Annotated in this window: 17 protein-coding genes, 1 pseudogene and 1 riboswitch; of the genes and pseudogenes, 12 read left to right on the top strand and 6 right to left on the bottom strand. The window is 38.6% G+C overall.

Annotated features, from left to right (window positions below; translation table 11 throughout):
• Nucleotides 1-168: 168 nt before the first annotated feature.
• Nucleotides 169-1,206, top strand: coding sequence for a PTS sugar transporter subunit IIC (locus RE409_RS24645; RefSeq protein ID WP_201222810.1), 1,038 nt, complete (start codon nt 169-171; stop codon nt 1,204-1,206).
• Nucleotides 1,207-1,305: 99 nt separating this feature from the next.
• On the opposite strand, the gene RE409_RS24640 is transcribed toward RE409_RS24645, so the two are convergent.
• On the bottom strand, nt 1,306-2,409 hold the full coding sequence (locus tag RE409_RS24640) for a 5-methyltetrahydropteroyltriglutamate--homocysteine S-methyltransferase (RefSeq protein WP_309558235.1): 1,104 nt from the start codon (nt 2,407-2,409) through the stop codon (nt 1,306-1,308).
• 84 nt (nt 2,410-2,493) lie between these two features.
• Nucleotides 2,494-2,594, bottom strand: a riboswitch (SAM riboswitch).
• A 206-nt stretch (nt 2,595-2,800) separates the two neighbouring features.
• Between RE409_RS24640 and RE409_RS24635 the strand changes: the two genes are divergently transcribed.
• The 4 genes from RE409_RS24635 (at nt 2,801) to glpK (ending at nt 6,560) form a co-directional block, all read left to right on the top strand.
• Nucleotides 2,801-3,238 (top strand): hypothetical protein, encoded by a 438-nt coding sequence (locus RE409_RS24635; protein WP_201187065.1) that lies wholly within the window; start codon nt 2,801-2,803, stop codon nt 3,236-3,238.
• A 205-nt stretch (nt 3,239-3,443) separates the two neighbouring features.
• Nucleotides 3,444-3,986: a glycerol-3-phosphate responsive antiterminator gene (locus RE409_RS24630; RefSeq protein WP_053348820.1), complete on the top strand. Its 543-nt coding sequence runs from the start codon at nt 3,444-3,446 to the stop codon at nt 3,984-3,986.
• Nucleotides 3,987-4,221: 235 nt separating this feature from the next.
• Nucleotides 4,222-5,046 (top strand): MIP/aquaporin family protein, encoded by an 825-nt coding sequence (locus tag RE409_RS24625; RefSeq protein WP_309558234.1) that lies wholly within the window; start codon nt 4,222-4,224, stop codon nt 5,044-5,046.
• 23 nt (nt 5,047-5,069) lie between these two features.
• Entirely contained in the window at nt 5,070-6,560 is a 1,491-nt protein-coding gene (gene glpK, locus RE409_RS24620) for a glycerol kinase GlpK (protein ID WP_201254031.1), read from the top strand.
• A gap of 161 nt (nt 6,561-6,721) precedes the next feature.
• On the opposite strand, the gene RE409_RS24615 is transcribed toward glpK, so the two are convergent.
• Nucleotides 6,722-7,660 (bottom strand): helix-turn-helix transcriptional regulator, encoded by a 939-nt coding sequence (locus tag RE409_RS24615; RefSeq protein WP_201222816.1) that lies wholly within the window; start codon nt 7,658-7,660, stop codon nt 6,722-6,724.
• 87 nt (nt 7,661-7,747) lie between these two features.
• On the opposite strand from RE409_RS24615, the gene RE409_RS24610 reads away from it, so the two are divergent.
• From RE409_RS24610 to RE409_RS30790, 6 genes and pseudogenes are all read left to right on the top strand, one after another.
• Nucleotides 7,748-8,191: a VOC family protein gene (locus tag RE409_RS24610; protein ID WP_201187059.1), complete on the top strand. Its 444-nt coding sequence runs from the start codon at nt 7,748-7,750 to the stop codon at nt 8,189-8,191.
• 563 nt (nt 8,192-8,754) lie between these two features.
• On the top strand, nt 8,755-9,000 hold the full coding sequence (locus tag RE409_RS24605; protein ID WP_053348825.1) for a DUF2164 domain-containing protein: 246 nt from the start codon (nt 8,755-8,757) through the stop codon (nt 8,998-9,000).
• Between the two features lie 405 nt (nt 9,001-9,405).
• Entirely contained in the window at nt 9,406-11,058 is a 1,653-nt protein-coding gene (locus tag RE409_RS24600; protein WP_056523138.1) for a glycerol-3-phosphate dehydrogenase/oxidase, read from the top strand.
• 315 nt (nt 11,059-11,373) lie between these two features.
• On the top strand, nt 11,374-12,084 hold the full coding sequence (locus tag RE409_RS24595; protein ID WP_309558233.1) for an MBL fold metallo-hydrolase: 711 nt from the start codon (nt 11,374-11,376) through the stop codon (nt 12,082-12,084).
• A gap of 19 nt (nt 12,085-12,103) precedes the next feature.
• Nucleotides 12,104-12,703, top strand: a complete 600-nt coding sequence (locus RE409_RS24590) for a TetR/AcrR family transcriptional regulator (protein ID WP_309558232.1) — start codon at nt 12,104-12,106, stop codon at nt 12,701-12,703.
• A pseudogene (locus tag RE409_RS30790) lies at nt 12,684-13,051 on the top strand (YrdB family protein). The gene RE409_RS24590 and the pseudogene RE409_RS30790 overlap by 20 nt, the downstream one beginning before the upstream one ends.
• Before the next feature lie 181 nt (nt 13,052-13,232).
• Here the strand turns inward: RE409_RS30790 and RE409_RS24580 are convergent.
• The 4 genes from RE409_RS24580 to RE409_RS24565 all read right to left on the bottom strand — a co-directional run bounded on the left by RE409_RS24580 (nt 13,233) and on the right by RE409_RS24565 (nt 18,744).
• Nucleotides 13,233-14,453 carry a PucR family transcriptional regulator gene (locus RE409_RS24580; RefSeq protein ID WP_309558231.1) on the bottom strand — a complete coding sequence of 407 codons (1,221 nt, stop codon included), beginning with the start codon at nt 14,451-14,453 and terminating at the stop codon, nt 13,233-13,235.
• A 137-nt stretch (nt 14,454-14,590) separates the two neighbouring features.
• Complete coding sequence (gene putP / locus RE409_RS24575; RefSeq protein ID WP_207196206.1) at nt 14,591-16,060, bottom strand: sodium/proline symporter PutP; 1,470 nt, start codon at nt 16,058-16,060, stop codon at nt 14,591-14,593.
• A gap of 168 nt (nt 16,061-16,228) precedes the next feature.
• Nucleotides 16,229-17,770: an L-glutamate gamma-semialdehyde dehydrogenase gene (gene pruA / locus RE409_RS24570; RefSeq protein WP_201222829.1), complete on the bottom strand. Its 1,542-nt coding sequence runs from the start codon at nt 17,768-17,770 to the stop codon at nt 16,229-16,231.
• Nucleotides 17,771-17,826: 56 nt separating this feature from the next.
• Nucleotides 17,827-18,744 carry a proline dehydrogenase family protein gene (locus tag RE409_RS24565; RefSeq protein ID WP_201187043.1) on the bottom strand — a complete coding sequence of 306 codons (918 nt, stop codon included), beginning with the start codon at nt 18,742-18,744 and terminating at the stop codon, nt 17,827-17,829.
• A gap of 405 nt (nt 18,745-19,149) precedes the next feature.
• Here RE409_RS24565 and RE409_RS24560 point away from each other — a divergent pair, with 405 nt between their 5' ends.
• The gene (locus RE409_RS24560) at nt 19,150-19,314 is read left to right on the top strand and encodes a hypothetical protein (RefSeq protein WP_161804983.1); all 165 of its coding nucleotides are present in this window, start codon (nt 19,150-19,152) and stop codon (nt 19,312-19,314) included.
• The last annotated feature ends 372 nt before the right edge of the window (nt 19,315-19,686 follow it).

Genomic DNA, 19,686 nt, shown 5'->3' with positions numbered 1-19,686 from the left:
CTCGTTCTTTTTTTGTGCTTGGATGAAATAGAATAGGGTAAAGACGTAGGAGAACCTCATAAACTTTTTCGCGCTTTCGCGGTAAAGTGCTAAAAAAATCCTTTGACTATTATCAGAATATTCCTTATAATATTCTACATTATAGAGACGGGATAGGAGATTAGTAGGATGAAAGATTTTTTCAGTAAATTACTAACTGGAATGAGTATAGGGATTGTTGTTTCCTTAATTCCAAATGCTTTGTTAGGGGAAGTACTTAAGTTATTGATTCCTCATTTTCCAGTATTACAACATATATTCGATATTACAGTTTTTGTGATGAGTTTGTTACCTGTTATGATTGGTGTGATGGTAGGGATTACATTTAAGCTAACATCTATACAAACAGCAAGTGTTGGGATCGCGGCAATGGTCGGTAGTGGTGCTATTCAAAAAACGGCTGATGGTTTATTTGCCCTAAATGGTATTGGAATCGTTATTAATACAGGAATTACAGCCGCACTGACTGTGTTATTTGTTCAATTAATTGGTGACCGATTAAAAGCATATTCCATTTTATTGATGCCGACTTTAAGCATATTAGTGCCAGGGATGATTGGGTATTTAATTCTACCATTTGTGAAATCTTCCACTGGTTTACTGGGAGTCGCTATTTCAAATGTGACATCATTACAACCAATTATAATGGGAGCTATTATTTCTGTTGTGTTCTGTCTCATAATTTTGTCGCCTATTTCAACAGTAGGGGTAGCCACTGTGATCATGCTTTCAGGTATCGGCTCTGGTGCGGCTAATCTAGGCATTGTTGCAGCAGGCGTTGGTCTGGCCATTGCAAGTTATAAAGCAAACTCCCTTGGAACGGCATTAGCACATGTATTAGGCTCACCAAAAATTCAAATGAGAAACTTCTTCATGAAACCGAAGATCGCTTTTCCGATGTTGATCACAGCTGCGATTCTTGGTGCTTTGGCCGGTCTGTTAAATATTCAAGGCACACCCTATAGTGCTGGGTTCGGTTTATCAGGTCTAGTTGGTCCATTAAATTATATGAAACTGGCTGAAGGTGGATGGGTCGTTGAGAATGTAGCAATCATGCTAAGTACTTTCTTTATTCTTCCGATTGTATTGAACCTAGGTCTTATCTATATATTCTCGAAAAAATTAAAACTGATTAAAGCAGAGGATTATAAATTGCATTTTGATTAATAACTCAAACTTCCTCATGAAATAGAGGATGCTGATATATAGACAATATAGAAAGAGCAACGCTTTATTTGAATGCGTTGCTCTTTCTATAATATTTCTTTATTCCCAAACTTCTTTCGCTACATCAACAATAAATTTCAACTTTTCCCATTGTTGTTCTTCCGTTAGCTTATTGCCATGATGGGTGGAAGCGAATCCGCATTGTGGACTTAAGCATAATTGTTCGAGTGGCACGAATTGTGAAGCTTCTTTAATACGAGCTATAACTGCTTCTTTGTCTTCGATTTCTCCATTTTTTGAAGTGACGACTCCTAGAACAACTCGTGCTCCGCCATTTGGAATGTATTCTAACGGTTTGAAATCTCCTGAACGGTTATCGTCATATTCCAGGAAGAATCCATTTACTTTTTCTTTTGCCAATAATGTTGGTGCGATACGTGCATAGCTTCCTTCAAACGCCCACGTTGATTGATAGTTCCCGCGACATAAGTGTGTCGTGACGACCAAATCCTCTGGTTTTCCCTCCAAAGCCCCATTAATTACGCGCAATGCTAAATCAATTAATTGTTCTCTAGAGTATTTTCCATCTTTGAACTGAAATTCTGGAGAGGAAAGTCTAGCAATATAAACATCATCCAATTGTAAGTAACGTACACCAGCTTCATAAAAGGCCTTTAAAGCATATTGATACGCTTTAATGATGTCATTTGCATAGTCTTCGATATCAGGGTAGATGTCTTCATTATAAACACCCACAGCAAATAATTGATTGGGACTAGGAATGGTTTGTTTCGTAACAGCACGTCCGGCAACGATTTTGTTCAATTCAATAAAGTCATGAATGAAGGGATGTTCAGGATTGAATGAAACCTTCCCAGTATTGCGAATATTGTATCTCTCTGTTTCCACGCCATCGAATGTGAGACCTTTTTCAGTTACATACCCATCGATTCCATTTAAATGCTCTAGGAAGTCAAAGTGCCACCATGTGCGTCTAAACTCACCGTCCGTTACTACCTCTAATCCAACTTCAATTTGCTTATCAACAATCCGCTTGATTTCTTCCGTTTCAACTTCGTGAAGTTGCTCTGCAGTAATTGTGCCGTCTTTAAATTGCTTTCTAGCATCATGTAAATTATCCGGTCTTAATAAACTCCCGACGTGATCTGCTCTAAATGGTGCCTTTGTTATAGTGATTGACATGTTTCATTCCTTCTTTCTTTTTATAAAATAAAAAACCTCTTCTTTTAAAAAAAGAAGAGGTGTTGGCTACTAAGCAATTTACTCTTCTTATCTTCAAGTTTTTACACTTCTGGAATTAGCACAGTACATTAAAGTCTGTTGCTGAGGTATCAAAGGGCCAGTCCCTCCACCTCTCTTGATAAGAGTTGTCTATTAAATTAAGTATGACTATACAGATAGTTTTAATAAAGGTCAAGGGTGAAAGGTGTAAAATTTAGAATATGCCGATTATTCACCAGGACCTTGCATGTTATGAAGGGTTAACTACATTCGTGAAGACAGCATATGCTATAACTGACGTTCCATATGGAATGAAGTTACCTGTAAGTTAAGTTGGAGGGGGAAAACCACGATGAATACGTTCAATCCATCTAATATTTCCGGGAATGGTTTACCGATAACGTTAACTGCGTCTATGCTAGAGCGAATTATAAAGATGAAATCAGGTGAGCAGGATGTTAAAGTCGAGATTACGCCAGTACATATAGTGCTTTTCGGAACGACGGAAGTGAAAAAAATGATGTTTAAGAAAAACGTGCCTTTCCGTATTACATTAAAACCGATTCACGTGGAAAAAAGAACGATTTCATTTGAATTAGTAGAAATGAAGCCTATTGATAGGAATTTTATTAACCAAAAGATATTTAACAGACCGCCATTTTTTGAATTTGAAAATAGAATGATCAAAATGAATTTTAATGCTTGGAACATCGTGAAAAGAATACCCGTGGGCACTATTAAATCGTATGAGTTGGTGGAAGGTGCATTAAAAATTAAACTTTCATTATGATGAATTGAAGAAAGGGTAAGCAATTAAGGAAATGATAGCATTCTTACCTGTACTATTTTAAAGGGGATACCAGGTATGTTAGTGTAAGGATATGGTAAAGGACGATTCTTCAATAAGAAATATTGTGTTTGATAAATCAAGTTCTTTAAAATATACTAAATAACTAAAAGTTTTGAGTTTTTCCGGTAGATAAGGGGGAAAATGAATGGACCAGAAAATTTTGCCTGCTTCGGCAAGCATGAAGGATTTCGAAAGATTTCTAGAAAGTTCCTATGAAATAGGTGTGTTTCTTGATTTGCATATATCACAATTGAAAAATGTAAGCTTAATGGCAAAGCAGCATAATAAGAAAATGATTTATCATGTCGATTTAATTCATGGTATTAAAAGTGATGAATACGCTACAGAATTTATTTGTCAGGAGTATTGCCCATATGGCCTGATTTCAACAAAATCCAGCGTGATTTTGAAAGCGAAGCAAAAGGGTGTTATTGCCATTCAACGAATCTTTTTAATTGACTCACATGCGTTAGAGAAAAGTTATAAGCTGGTACAGAAAACAAAGCCTGATTATATCGAAGTTTTGCCTGGCGCAATGCCTTGGATGATTAAAGAGGTAAAGGAACGCTTACAAACTCCTATCTTTGCTGGAGGGCTCATACGTTCTTCAGATGAAGTCCTGAATGCCCTTGAGGCAGGAGCTTCGTCAATCACGACTTCAAAAACTGAATTATGGGAGATGTTTTAATTTCAGATAGGAGTTGATGTGTGATAGAGGAAAAAAAATACAGAAAAAATCATTTGTTTTTATATAAATTAATTGACAGCGTTTTCACTACCTAGTATATTTACATTACAAGTTAATACATGTGACGGAGATTAGGAGATTCACACCAGACATACTCATTTTTTGAGGAAAGTTCTGCTGTGAATCTCCTTTTATTTGTTGGTAAGGCATCATTCTATAAGAGGAGGGGTTATGTATGACTCCATTTTGGGGAGAAGTAGTAGGCACGATGATTTTAATTTTATTTGGTGCAGGTATTGGGGCAGGATCTTCCTTAAAGGGATCTTATGCCAAAGATGCAGGCTGGATTGTCATCACGATTGCATGGGGACTGGCTGTTACAATGGGTGTCTTTGCAGTGGGTTCCATAAGCGGAGCACATTTAAACCCGGCTGTTACAGTAGCATTAGCTATCAATGGAGATTTTCCTTGGGCTGATGTGCAAGGGTACATCGTGGCGCAAATGATAGGGGCAATTATAGGTGCGACTCTTGTATTCCTGCATTATTTGCCTCACTGGAAAGCTACGGAGGATCCAGGTACAAAGCTTGGTGTGTTTGCAACCTCACCAGCTATCCCACATACTTTTTCAAATCTATTAAGTGAAATGATTGGTACATTCATCCTTGTTCTTGGCTTATTATTTATTGGAGCCGGCAAGTTTACAGAAGGTCTGAACCCATTTGCTGTCGGTTTATTGATTGTTGTTATCGGGATGTCGCTCGGAGGAACAACAGGCTATGCCATAAACCCTGCACGTGATCTTGGACCTCGTATTGCTCACTTCATGCTGCCAATACCAGGTAAGGGAAATTCGAATTGGGGCTATGCTTGGATTCCGGTTGTTGGCCCGATTGTCGGTGGAGCACTTGGAGCTGTCTTCTATAAAGCAGTCTTTTTAGGTGAATTGACGACAGTCTTTTGGACTGTTTTAGGAGCAAGCCTAATAATATTGGTATTAGCATATACTTTTGGAAAAAAGCAGTCGCGTGAGTTAGAAACTAGCAACATTGCTAGTTAAATTAAAAAGGGGGGAAACACATTATGGAAAAATATATCTTATCATTGGATCAAGGAACAACTAGTTCACGGGCGATTTTGTTTAACGAAAAGGGCGAGATCGTCCACTCGGCCCAAAAGGAATTCACACAGCATTTCCCTAAGCCAGGCTGGGTAGAGCATAACGCCAATGAGATTTGGGGATCAATTTTAGCAGTGATTGCTGGTGTACTATCGGAATCTAGTGTAAAGCCTGAGCAAATTGCTGGTATTGGAATCACTAATCAGCGTGAAACGACAGTCGTTTGGGATAAAGAAACAGGAACCCCTGTGTATAATGCGATAGTATGGCAGTCCAGACAAACTAGCGAAATTTGTGATGAATTGAAAGGAAGAGGTCTTAATGATCTGTTCCGAGAAAAAACAGGATTGTTAATAGACGCCTATTTTTCCGGTACAAAAGTGAAGTGGATCCTCGATAATGTGGAAGGAGCTCGCCAAAAAGCAGATGAAGGCAAGTTGTTATTCGGAACCATTGATACCTGGCTGATTTGGAAGCTATCAGGAGGCAAGGCCCATGTAACAGACTATTCTAATGCTTCTCGGACATTAATGTATAATATTCATGAGCTGAAATGGGACGAGGAGCTTCTGGAGATATTGACTGTTCCAAAATCAATGCTACCAGAGGTTAGACCTTCTTCCGAAGTGTATGCCCATACGATCGAATATCACTTCTTCGGCCAGTCGATTCCAATTGCAGGAGCAGCAGGTGACCAACAGGCAGCATTATTTGGCCAAGCTTGTTTTAATGAAGGAATGGCTAAAAATACGTATGGAACAGGTTGTTTCATGCTTATGAATACGGGTGAAAAGGCTGTCAGTTCCGAGCACGGGTTATTGACAACTCTTGCTTGGGGATTGAATGGCAAGGTTGAATATGCATTAGAAGGCAGCATATTTGTAGCAGGATCAGCGATTCAATGGCTGCGTGATGGCTTACGGATGCTAAAAAATGCCGAGGACAGTGAAGCCTATGCAAAACGTGTAGAAAGTACTGATGGAGTTTATGTTGTTCCTGCATTTGTGGGGCTTGGGACTCCGTATTGGGACAGCGATGTCCGAGGTGCGGTTTTTGGCTTAACTCGTGGAACATCTAAAGAGCATTTTGTCCGTGCTACCCTTGAATCGCTTGCATATCAAACGAAGGATGTACTCGATGCAATGGAGGCAGATTCAGGTATTGAGCTGAAGACATTGAGAGTGGATGGCGGTGCAGTTAAGAACGACTTCTTAATGCAATTCCAAAGCGATCTACTACGTGTCCCTGTTGAAAGGCCGACTATAAACGAAACGACAGCACTTGGTGCAGCGTATTTGGCTGGACTAGCTGTTGGCTATTGGAAGGACCAAGAGGAAATCGCTCAGCAGTGGGCAATAGACAAAACCTTTAAACCATCCATGGATGAGCAAGAAAGTGAAAAATTATATGACGGATGGAAAAAAGCTGTTCAAGCAGCAATGGCTTTTAAATAAAGGTTCTGATAAACACTAAATTTAACAAATAAAGAAGGCCACTTATATAGTGGTCTTTTTGTTGTTAAATTTACAATAAAGTAATAAAATGCTTTAAATATGTGGGCAGATTACCATAATAAAGTCTTTAAATAAGACGAAATAATTTACAAACTAGCCTTCTATAAATTATCTAGTAAATCTATATAATACTTTCTTAAAAGTTCTCTTAATATATTAGGTTCTACTATTTTTATGGACTTACCAAAGCTAGCAATATAGTTAACTATAAACTCAAGCTCATTTGGCTCATACGAACCAACAATATAGGTACTTTCACTCTCGGTGATTAACTTCATAGATGGGAAATGTTGCTGTTGAAAATGCTCAACCCCTTCTTGATTTATTAGACACTTGAATTGAATTGCCTTTTCAGATGGTTTCCAGAGTGAATGTGCATTGTGAACATTAATCTCCTTTAAGTCAATTAATGGTTCGATGTTCGTTATTTCCACTGTTGTAATACGATCACACCGGAATACTCGATAAGCTTTTTTAGTTACATCATAAGCCTGGCAGTACCAATAGCCTTTCATTGCATAAATAGCGATTGGCTGAATGCTACGAGTGCTTTTTTGATGCATTGTTTGATAACTGATTTTTAATACTTCATTTTTAATGGCTGCAAGTAATAAAGTTTCTAAATGTGCGCTTTCTTTGATTTGCTCCGTGTGTCGAAAGGTTACCCGATCTTGAATTCTCTCTATATGCTGACGTTGTTTTTCTGCTAACGCGTTTATAAATTTCTCATGAATAGAATGAAGCGATACTTGAAAAGGTAGATTTGAAAAGCTGCGTAGTGCCTGCATTGCAAAATAAAGCGCATAAATTTCTTGACTGTTAAAAGAAATGGGGGGTAGTGTCATTTGATTAAGTAAATGATAACCTCCATACCGACCATATTCTGCATAAATTGGTGCGCCAATTTCCTCTAGTGAAGAAATGTCTCGTAATGCAGTTCTTTTAGAAATATGAAATTCTTGCATTAAATCTTGGAGCGTAAACTGTTGTTTTTGATTGATAAAACGCAGCATTTGATTTAAGCGTTCTGATTTTTTCATAAAATGACCCCTTAATGGTGCCGTTTTTTGTCACCTTTATTTTATATACTTGTAAGTGTAATAAATAATTGTTGAGGAGGCAATAAAATGAATTTTGAAGTAATTCCCTTTCTATCGATGAATGGTAAAGGTGCAGCTGCTATTGAGTTTTATAAGGAATATTTAGGGGCGACCGTTCTTTTTAAGAAAAATTATAAAGAGATGAAGGAAATGAATCCTAATTTTATTTATGGAGAAGGTCAAGATGAGTATATTACACATTCTGTTTTGCAAATCGGTGCGAATAAGCTTATGCTTGCAGAGAAAGAAATGGACAATACACAACCTTGGCAATTAGGTAATAGTTCATCTTTATGTATTCAGTCTCAAGATAAGATTGTAATTAAACATCTCTATGACTCGCTTATTCAACATGAACAGGTGGCCATTTTAGTACCATATGAACCCAATGCGTTTAGTCCAGGATATGCCATTGTACGAGATCCGTTTGGAGTAATTATCCAACTTTGTGTAACCGTGCATGATTTTTAATTTAGGTGATTTATTACATGTACAGCTATATGACGTTTGTATTAAATTTCAGTAATTTATAGGATTATTTAACAGTTTGGGGCGTTAGTGAAAGAATGATTAAACAACTTTATAGTTAAAGTTTTTACTCTGTAGTACCCACTTTCCAACTAAATTAACGAACTTAGAAAACCGATTCTACATCAGTAGTATCGGTTTTCTTGATTGATGGCTATAAAATTAAATGACTTTATTATAAGTATTCATCTTCTTCAACTAACTACCGCCCCTTAAATTTTGTTTTTATTAACTAGAATCACGTTTAAATTCGCTCTTCTTTTGTTCCTGTAAAACTGATAATCCAATAAAGATATACGGGTATGATAAAAGAATTAATTCGAGAAAACCTAAACCAAACAATGTCGAGGTATGCTCATCTGCATTAAATCTAGTTTCAACTACCCATAATAAAGGGTTTTTACCACTCTTACTTGTACATAATATTTTATGAAAATATAGCCTGTGATTTACTGAATTTCACATGTATAGTTAGCTGTAATATATTTTATTAGGGAGTGTTTTACTTGTTTATAAAACTTACAAAAGACCAACAGCAATTAATGATTTCTGACATTCAATACTTTTTTTCACAAGAAAGAGATGAAGAAATAACTGAATTTGCTGCAGAAAGAGTATTAGATTTCGTTAAGGAGTCACTTGCTCCTCATTTCTATAACGCTGCTGTCTTAGATGTTAAACATGTAGTGGAACAGCAATTTTCTTCACTTGAAGATGAAATATTAACTCTAGAACGTCCGATAAAAAGATAAATAATTTTTCAAGAGTGAATTTGATAATAATTCACTCTTATTGTTGCACATAATATGTCTTATACGGCATAAGATAGGAATCATCTTTCCTTGTTTTTACTTCAGCTAATCTGCCCCTTTGGTTGAACTGTTAAATAAAAACAAAGCGAAGTCTTTCTAATATGAGTTAGAGTATGATATACTAAAATCAAGTTAATAAATCGGCCGGAGAACAGGAGAGACCATGAATGCGTTATCGAGAATTCGATAATGTGCATTTATGGTCTCTTTTTTTGTTTTTATTGGCAGATTAGGGTAATTAATATCTATATGAATGGAAAACTATGAGAACAAATTAACTTATTTAAATACAAGAACCAACAACTACTCGACAAAAGCAGGTATCACTCAAAGGAGGAGTTAGGCATGAGGTTTTCAAATATATATCGAGAAGAAACAATTGAGCTTCTGAAAAAAGAAAAATTTGATGTGTTAGTCATTGGCGGAGGAATTACAGGTGCAGGGATTTCCCTGGATGCAACGACTCGAGGAATGAAAGTGGCATTGGTGGAAATGCAGGACTTTGCTGCAGGAACATCAAGCCGTTCAACAAAGCTTGTCCATGGTGGTTTGCGGTACCTAAAGCAATTTGAAATAAAAATGGTTGCTGAGGTTGGAAAAGAGAGAGAGATCGTTTATGAAAATGGGCCACATGTGACTACACCGGAAAGAATGCTGCTCCCAATGCATAAAGGTGGCACATTTGGAAAATTCAGTACATCCATCGGACTCCGAGTCTATGATTTTCTAGCAGGCGTCAAAAAAAGTGAACGAAGGAAAATGCTATCGGTTAGTGAAACACTGAAAATGGAGCCCCTTGTAAAGAAAGAAGGACTTAAAGGCGGAGGCCATTATGTTGAATACCGTACAGATGATGCACGCCTGACGATTGAAGTGATGAAGGCGGCTGTGGATAAAGGCGCGACACCGATAAATTATACAAAAGTAGAAAAACTGTTGTATGAAAATGGCAAGGTAATAGGCGTCCAGGTCAATGATATACTATCAGGCAATCAGTATGAAATATATGCAGACAAAGTTATCAATGCCGCAGGTCCATGGGTTGATTCGATCCGTGAAAAAGACCAATCGAAAAAAGGGAAAACGCTGAAGTTATCAAAGGGTGTTCATGTCGTAATTGACCAATCGAAATTTCCTTTGAAGCAGGCGATTTACTTTGATACGCCCGATGGCCGGATGATTTTTGCCATACCGCGAGCTGGTAAGGCCTACGTCGGAACTACAGACACCTTTTATAATGGCGATCCTGCTGTCCCTACCGTTACATCGGAAGATCGTGCCTATTTATTAAAGGCGATTGGTTATATGTTTCCAGAAGTGAAAGTTTCGGATGAGGATATCGAATCAAGCTGGGCTGGAGTTAGACCGTTAATTCTTGAAGAAGGCAAAGACCCTTCTGAAATTTCAAGAAAAGATGAAATATGGGAGTCCGATTCTGGTCTTATCACAATTGCCGGAGGAAAATTAACGGGATATCGCAAAATGGCAAAAACTACAGTCGACCTCGTAGCCGGGAAGCTTTCTCAGCAAACAAATAGATCTTACCCTAATAGCAGTACCAAAAAAATGCCGATTTCTGGAGGGGATGTCGGAGGATCAATCAATTTCTCTGATTATATCCAGACACATATTCAAATAGGGGTTGACTCAGGACTCACTGCTAAGGATTCCAAAGAATTATTGGCTATGTACGGATCAAACGCGGCTGTTTTGTTCAATATCGCAAAAAGTGAAGGGGACGTGGAAACTCGCACTGGCCTCCCACAGAAGTTGTTCGTACAGTTGCAATACGCATTAGATCATGAAATGGCCGCAACTCCGGTTGATTTCTTCTTCCGCAGAACCGGCACCCTATTATTTGATATCGATTTAGTCCAAACACATAAAAGTGCAGTAATTAAATATATGGCTGAATATTTTGGCTGGACGGAATCAACAAAAACGGAAAGAACAAACCAATTGGAACAAGAAATACATGGTGCTATTAAAGTATCTTAACTTATACCTGAAACGATTAGACGCCAGCGGCTTTGCTGGCGTTTATCTTATTTTCCATGATTTTATTTGAATTAAAGATGTGTGAGTAAAAGATGAGTGGCAATGCGGCTCATCTTTTACATATTCAATGATAGAATGCTTGCAAATAGAACAATCACGCCTTCATAGATTCAACAAACTTATAAAGAACTACTTACGTGCAGAAATTGACTTGGCGATTAACTTTTAAATCTTTAAACATGGAATATTATTGAAAAACTAATCATATTAGTTATAATATTAATTATATTAGTTTTGGGGGGAGTTTGATTAAAGATGAAAATGACTAAGGTTGGTACAGTATATCAACTATCTTTTATGCCAAGTGTATTTCCTGTGAACTGTTATTTTGTAGAAGAAGAGAATAGTCTTACACTAATAGATGCAGCCTTACCCTACAGTACAAAAAGTATAATAAATGCGGCTCGGATTATTGGAAAACCGATAACAAGATTAATAGTTACCCACGCACATGATGATCATGTTGGTGCACTAGACGGGATTAAAGCGTTAATCCCTGATTTACAAGTGAGTATTTCTTTTAGGGATGCGTTATTACTGGCTGGTGATTCTACCCTCCTACAAAATGAAACAAACTCTCCAATCCGCGGAGGAGTCCCTAAAAATATTCAAACTCAACCAGACTTATTACTCAAAGAGGGCGACCGTATTGGTTCATTGGAAGTTATTTTTTCACCAGGACATACCCCTGGTTCTATATCTCTTCTTGACACCCGGAATCATAGTTTAATTGTGGGGGATGCCTTACAAACTAGAGGTGGAACTGCGGTGTCTGGAATGATTAAACCTTTATTTCCGTTCCCGGCCTTTGCCACATGGAATAAACTTATCGCTCTTGAAAGTGCAAAGAAATTAAGAAGTTATAAACCGAGTTTACTTGCTGTTGGTCATGGGAAGATGCTAGAACACCCTGGGAATTCTATTGACAGAGCAATAGTTGAAGCAGAATTAAAACTTCAATCATGAAAATAGGAGGTAAAAATTGATGTCTCAACGTATAAGGTTAGATTTGTCTATCATTTTACAAAAAGCTACAGAACTAGTTGATGAAAACGGCCTTGATCATCTTTCGTTAGGCAAGTTGGCTGAAGAATTACAAATACGCCCCCCTTCGTTATATAACCATTTAGACGGCCTAAATGGATTAAAACAGAAACTAGCAGTAAATGGAGTTAAAAAACTTTATGAATACATGCTTCAAGCAGCAGTGGGACGCTCCGGTGATGATGCAATCAAGGCACTTAGTGAGGCATATGTTGAATTTGCTAGAATTCATCCAGGACTTTATGATGCTACCACCCGTTTTCCAAATTCTGAAGACAAGGAGTTACAACAAGCACAGCAATCAGTTGTAGAGCTTGTTGTCCAAGTCCTACAAGCCTATAATTTGAAGGAAGAAATGGCGATTCACTTGGTGAGAGGATTAAGGAGCATTTTACATGGATTTACTTCAATTGAAAAAATGGGTGGGTTTGGGATGCCGATTGATATCGATAAGAGTTTTTCTATACTGCTAAATACTTATATTGAGGGAATCCATTCTATAGTAATAAATAAAGATAAATATGATCTGGTGGAAGGTTAAAATGGGTTTTTTGGCTGTCTTGCAAATGGTAAACTTATCCGTTCGGTTTTTATTAGAAATTTTTGCACTTGCTGTATACGGTTATTGGGGTTTCAAAGTAGGAAATACCAGCATCATGAAAGTTTTTTTAGCATTGTTATCCCAATTGGTATAGCGATCCTTTGGGGGGCATTTGGTTCCCCTAAGGCCAGCATACAACTATCAGCACAACTTCATTTGCTACTGGAAGCATTGATTTTCTTGGTTCCAGCAGGATTACTTTTGTCCCTTAAAAACGTTAAATTAGCTTGGCTCTATGGATTTACCGTGATAGTAAATAGAATTTTCATGATGCTTTTGGACCAATAAGGTGTAGTTTAAACCTGACCAGCAGGACATCAAAATGGAGTGATGGATAAAAAGAAAAAACCCTTGCTACACAAGGGCTTTAAAGTATGAATAATAGCGGGATCGAACCTTTGCCGTGTTTCTTATTTCTTAGCTGATTTAAAGGATAGCTTGAAAGTCTGGCCAGCCAAAGAAGCATTTCCTATTTTTTCTGCTTTAATAGTTGTAAGTCGACGTATAGCTGTATCCGTGAATGAAAGTCATCAAAATCGATTGAAGTGAGATCAGCTATTTGGTTCATTCTGTATTTTAACGTGTTGGTATGAATGTATAGCTGTTCAGCTGTCGGTTTGATCCGGCAATTATTCAACAGATATATTTCCATTGTTTGAAGGAGCTTTGTTTGGCTTTCCTGGTCCTTCTTTTGCAGAATCTGTAAATCCATATTGATATAATTCGTTTTACCATGATGATTAGAGATCATTTCGAGGTAACGGAAAATCCCAAGTTTGCTATATTGAAAAGGAAGCTGTTCAGGTTTACCGATGAACTTGGCTGCATTGATCACTTCCAGGGCTTCTAGATAGGATTTTCTTAATTGAAGAATCGAAGAATACTCATTTCCGATTCCTGAGAACACCTTTTGGCCATTGAATTGGGAAAGAACCGTGTTCGTTAAATCAGTGGCGCTATCAGAAAGCAGGTCTTTCCCTTTTCCGTTGCTACCAATTAAGACGATGATCTTCAATTGGTTTGTGAATACATGGGAAAAATGATTCAATGCATTTGCGAATAGACTGACTGTATCCGTTAATTCATCGAAATGTTCCGCATCGGATTGAGCGATGGTAAAGACATTTACAAGGAAAGTTTCCGGAATAAGAAGACTCATATTGGCTGCTTCCCATTTTATTTGGTTTTCCGTTTGATAGACTTCGTCGATGACCTTTTGGTAAAACTCATTTTTTTCTTCATCTTTTTTCATGTTTATCTGTTTTTTCTGATAGAGGAGCTTGCCGATATGATGGGAAACCTCATGTAAAAATTCCAAATCGGAATCAGGCATCATTTCCGTCTCTTGGACCCAAATGAATCCGAAGACCTGCCCTTTGTGGACAGCGCTTACAACAACTCTTTGATTTAAACCGATTTCCTCGATTTGTTTCACTCTAAATGGATGCTCCACCGTTTTAAGCTGTTCGACAATGCCCTCATCCATGAATTTCTCCAAGATTGGAATCGGCCAATGCTTAGTGAAGATGGTTTGCTGATTGGCTTGGTCGAAGTGCTCGATATAATATGAACTATATGCCAGCAATAAAAATTGGTCATTTTCGATGACAACTGGTTTTTTTAAATAAGTGCTGACCATATCCGTTATATCGTTGATGTTTGTGAGAGTCAGGATTTTTTCTAATGACATATATGGCCCCCTGTTATTTTTTGAAGTATATGACAACTAAGTTTAATAATACTTTTAAACGGATGATGTGTATAGGGGCACAAAGAAGGAACGGTCTATGAAAAAAATTTCATAGACCGTTCCTTTTAGGTGATTTATTATTGTTTTAATGTTCTTTCGAATTCCTCGAATTGCTCTTCTACTTCTTTTGATGGCTTGGCTGTAAGAAGACTTACTACGATAATGGCAATCAAGCTTGCGCCAAAACCAGGGATCATTTCATAAAGCGTATCGGATAATCCTGCCATCGACCAGAAAATCACAGTCCCGGCACCAACGACCATCCCTGCTAATGCGCCCCATCTTGTCATGCGTTTCCAGCATAGGCTTAGTAAGACCAATGGACCGAATGAAGAACCGAATCCAGCCCAAGCATACCCTACAAGTCCAAGAATCGTGTCATTTTTCTCCCAAGAGAGAATAAGCGCGATGATCGATATGATCAGTACAGAAAGTCTGCCTAGGAAGACAAGCTCTTTATCTGAAGCGGAACGACGGAAGAAGGTTTTGTATATATCCTCGGTTAAAGAGCTAGCTGTAACCAACAACTGCGAAGAAATCGTGCTCATGACGGCTGCCAGTATTGCGGAAATCAAGAAACCAGTGATAAGTGGGTGGAAAAGTATTTCCCCTAACTCTATAAAAATCGTTTCAGGATCATCTAACTTGAGACCGTTCTGAGAAAAATACGTGATACCGATGAATCCAGTCAGCATGGCACCGACACTGGAGAAAATCATCCAGCTCATCCCGATATTACGGGCTTTCTTGATTTCCTTAACAGAACTGATCGCCATAAAGCGGACAATGATATGCGGCTGTCCGAAGTAACCCAGTCCCCATGCAAATAATGAGATGATTCCTAAAAAGCTCGTCCCTGTGAAAATATTCAATAAGGCTGGATCAATGGAACGTGCCGTATCTATGGAAGGACCGAAACCGCCAACATGGAAAAGGGTAACGATCGGTACAAGAACCAAGGCAACGACCATGATGATTCCCTGAACAAAGTCTGTCCAGCTTACTGCCAGGAATCCGCCGAATAAAGTATAGGCCACGACAACACCTGTTAAGATCCATAGACCTGTATGGTAATCTAGGCCAAATGTACTTTGGAATAAGACTCCGCCAGATACCATTCCGGAGGAAACGTAAAAGGTAAAGAATATCAGGATAACCAAAGCGGAAATGAGCCTTAAGATCCGTGAGCCCTCACCAAAACGATTTTCCAGGAAAGCAGGGATCGTAATGGAGTTATTGGCTACTTCTGTATACGTTCTCAATCTTGGTGCAACATACAGCCAGTTCGCATAGGCACCTAGTGTCAGGCCGATTACAATCCAGATGGAACTGAGTCCTGTTGCAAACATGGCACCTGGCATCCCCATTAAAAGCCAACCGCTCATATCTGCAGCACCGGCGCTTAATGCCGTTACAGCAGGGCCAAGACCCCGGTCGCCCAGCATGTAATCATTTAGGTTAGAGGTTTTTTTGTAGGCGAAATATCCGATTAACAGCATGCCCGCCATATAAATGCTAATGGAAATTATTAATGAGTAATCTATCATATGAAGACTCCCTTCAGGATGAAATATATAATTTTTTGTTTTAAAAGAGGAAGCAACCTATTTGTCACTTCCTCCATTTAACCTCTTTTTGGATTCATATCACAGAATCGAAGATACATATCCAAAGAGGGTATACAAATCATCTTCAAATTGCTTAATGGAACATTATCAGAATGTTTCGGATGTTGTTTTGGCTTGCATATGAAGCTGCAAGTAGTCCGGTCCGCCTGCCTTGGAATCAGTTCCTGACATGTTGAACCCGCCGAAAGGCTGATAACCTACGATTGCACCAGTACAGCCGCGGTTGAAATACAAGTTCCCTACATGGAATTCTTGACGTGCTTTTTCCATGTTCAGGCGATTTGTCGTAATGACAGCCCCAGTCAAACCGTATTCTGTGTTATTGGCAATTTCAAGAGCTTCGTTAAAGTCTTTCGCTTTTGAAAATGCAACGACTGGTCCGAAGATTTCTTCTTGCATCAAACGGGCTTGCGGATCGACATCAGCGACGATTGTCGGCTGAACGAAGTATCCTTTTGAACTATCTCCTTCTCCACCAGTCAGAATGCGTCCTTCTTCTTTGCCGATTTCAATATAGCTCATGATTTTATCGAATGCCGCTTGATCGATAACTGGTCCCATGAAATGATTTTCTACAGGATTACCAACAGTAAGTTGTTTTGCTAATTCAACAGCGCGATCTAAAACTTGATCGTATACATCTTCTACGATGACAGCACGGGAGCAAGCAGAACATTTTTGTCCAGAGAAGCCAAATGCAGATTTCACGATCGATTGAGCGGCCAATTCAAGATCTGCCTCTTTGTCAACGACGATCGTATCTTTTCCGCCCATTTCAGCGATGACACGCTTCAGCCAAATTTGGCCTTCGTTCACTTCTGATGCACGTTTGTAAATGCGCAGACCTACATCGCGTGAACCTGTGAAGGAAATGAAACGTGTTTTAGGATGATCAACCAGGTAGTCGCCCACTTCGGCTCCGCTTCCTGGAACGAAATTCAACACACCTGCTGGAAGGCCGGCTTCATGCATCACTTCAACGAATTTCGCAGCAACAATAGGAGTAGTCGAAGCTGGTTTCAACAGGATTGTGTTACCAGTGACGATAGCGGCAACAGCTGTACCTGCCATGATTGCAAATGGGAAGTTCCAAGGAGAAATGATGATGCCTACTCCTAATGGAATGTAATCATAGCGGTTAAATTCTCCCGGACGGCTTTGAACAGGCACACCATCTTTAAGCGTCAGCATTTGACGGGCATAGAATTCAAGGAAATCGATCGCTTCCGCTGTATCCGCATCAGCCTCATTCCAAGGTTTTCCCGCTTCTTTTGTCAATAACGCAGAGAATTCATGCTTGCGTCTGCGAATGATGGCAGCAGCTTTGAACAAAACGTCAGCACGGATTTCCGGCTTCACTTTTTTCCAGCTTTCAAAAGCGGTAACAGCTTCCTGCATAGCTTTTTCAGCAAGAGCCCTGTTCGCTTTCGATACTCGGCCGATGACCTCTTGTTTATCAGCAGGGTTATATGAAACGATTTTCTCATCAGTCGTCACTTTCTCTGCCCCGATATAAAGAGGGTAGTCTTGTCCTAAGTAGCCTTCAACAGTTTGAAGAGCTTCCTGATAAGCTTTTTTGTTTTCCTCGTTTTTAAAATCAACAAATGGTTCATGTTTATATGAAATCATTGATAATCACACCTTTTTATAGAATTTTTGTAGCAATTAGAATGTTGAATGTATATTTAGCTTCTGACCATCCCTTTGAAGGCAAAGGCAATATTGGATGGCCTTTCCGCAAGCCTTCTCATGAAGTATCCATACCAATCGAGACCATATGGTACATAGACGCGCATCTTGTAACCTTGCTTGACCAACTCGTATTGTGTTTTGTTTCTCATGCCATAAAGCATTTGAAATTCGAATTGTGTATTTGGAATGTTATGCTTTTTAGCCAGCTCTTTTGTATATTCGATGATTTGGTCATCATGTGAGGCAATGGCAGTATAATTACCGTTAAGAAGACTTTGCTTAATCAACTTTTTATAGTTTTCATCTACATCATTCTTTTCGGGAAAAGCCACCTCGGCAGATTCCTTGTAGGCACCCTTTACGAGACGCAGGAATGGCTTATACTGGGCAAGGTCTTCCAAATCTTTCTCTGTGCGGTATAAATAAGCTTGTAAAACAGTACTTATGCAGTTGTATTTTTCTTTGAACTGCCTAAATATATCGATTGTTGCTTGACAGCGAACTTCATCTTCCATGTCAATCGTGACCATGACATTGTGTTTTTCTGCTGTATCAAGAATTCTTGTCATGTTCTCGATGACCAGATTATGATCGATATCAAGACCCAGAGAAGTCATTTTGAGAGATACCTGTGAATCCAGTTTTTCTCTGCTGATCATTTCAATGGTTTCGATGCATTCTGCTGTCCTTTCCTGGGTCACTTCCTTAGAATCAACGAATTCCCCAAGATGGTCGACTGTAACCGACAAGCCACTATTATTAAGCTGTTTAATGAATTTAATGGAACTTTGGAAATCAGTTCCCCCTATAATTTTTCCAGCTGCAAAACTACCGCCGCTTTTCTTTGCAATATTATTAAGTAAGTTATTTTTAGATAAAAATAAGAAAAAGTCCCTTGTAATCGCTTCCATTTAAAAAACACACCCCCTAAGAAGTTGTAATCACAAGATAATCTTATGGTTTTTCGACAATTTGCGCAATGTTCTAAAAATACAATAATTCTGTCTTTTGTTTGTCGGTTAGGGACAATGAAGGGGGAGGTACTCAATTTTCTCCTATCTTAATGGATAGAACGGAAGGTTTATAATTTATCTTATAAAGAAAAGCTAGAAGAAAGGTGCTTAGGAGAAAATAGCCCTGTGAAAGATGAAACCTTTGCTAATGCGTTTAAAAGTGGTAGCTCGACCATAATAATCCAATGCGATATAATGAATCTGACTATAGGTCCAACCGAGTACATCTTCTGTTACATGATCGGAAGTTAATGGCGTGGGCCGGAAAAATAAGTGACATCGGTAAGGCGGGGAGGATAAGGAATGGGTGCGGTATTTGAAGAACTTAGAGAAACATCTGGATTAATAATCGGCTTGATAATGGCTCTGGTAATAACAGGGTTTATTGGACTAGCCTTCACAAAAGCACATAAAGTCATTGTGTCACCTGTTGTTAGAAGGATAAAGAAAATGGTTAGTCGAAAATAGATGTGGTGGATTACATACCCCTTGTCCCATCGAGCCCCGCTTGAAGAAGGTGCAACCGTGTATGCCTATAATAGTAGGAAGTATGTTAATAAACTCAAAAAGAAGTCGCTATATATGAAGTGTCAAAGCATTAGATGCGGCGATGAATAAGGTTGAAATGACTCTTTTCCTTTCGCATATGTAATCAATAGATAACTTTAGCAAAAAAATCCCCCACTTCTAATATAGAAGTGGGGGATTTTACATATTAGATTAATAAGTAATCATGATGGTAGTAGAGATAATGGTTCTGAAGAGCTAATATGTCATCTCACGCATTTGTCTCCACCGAATAATGCTGATTATCTTGTTCGAAGGCATGGCGCTGTAGGG

The organism is Peribacillus sp. R9-11 (genome assembly GCF_031345095.1).
In the GTDB taxonomy this organism is placed as follows: Bacteria; Bacillota; Bacilli; order Bacillales; family DSM-1321; genus Peribacillus; species Peribacillus butanolivorans.
This window is presented reverse-complemented; position numbering and strand designations above follow the sequence as displayed.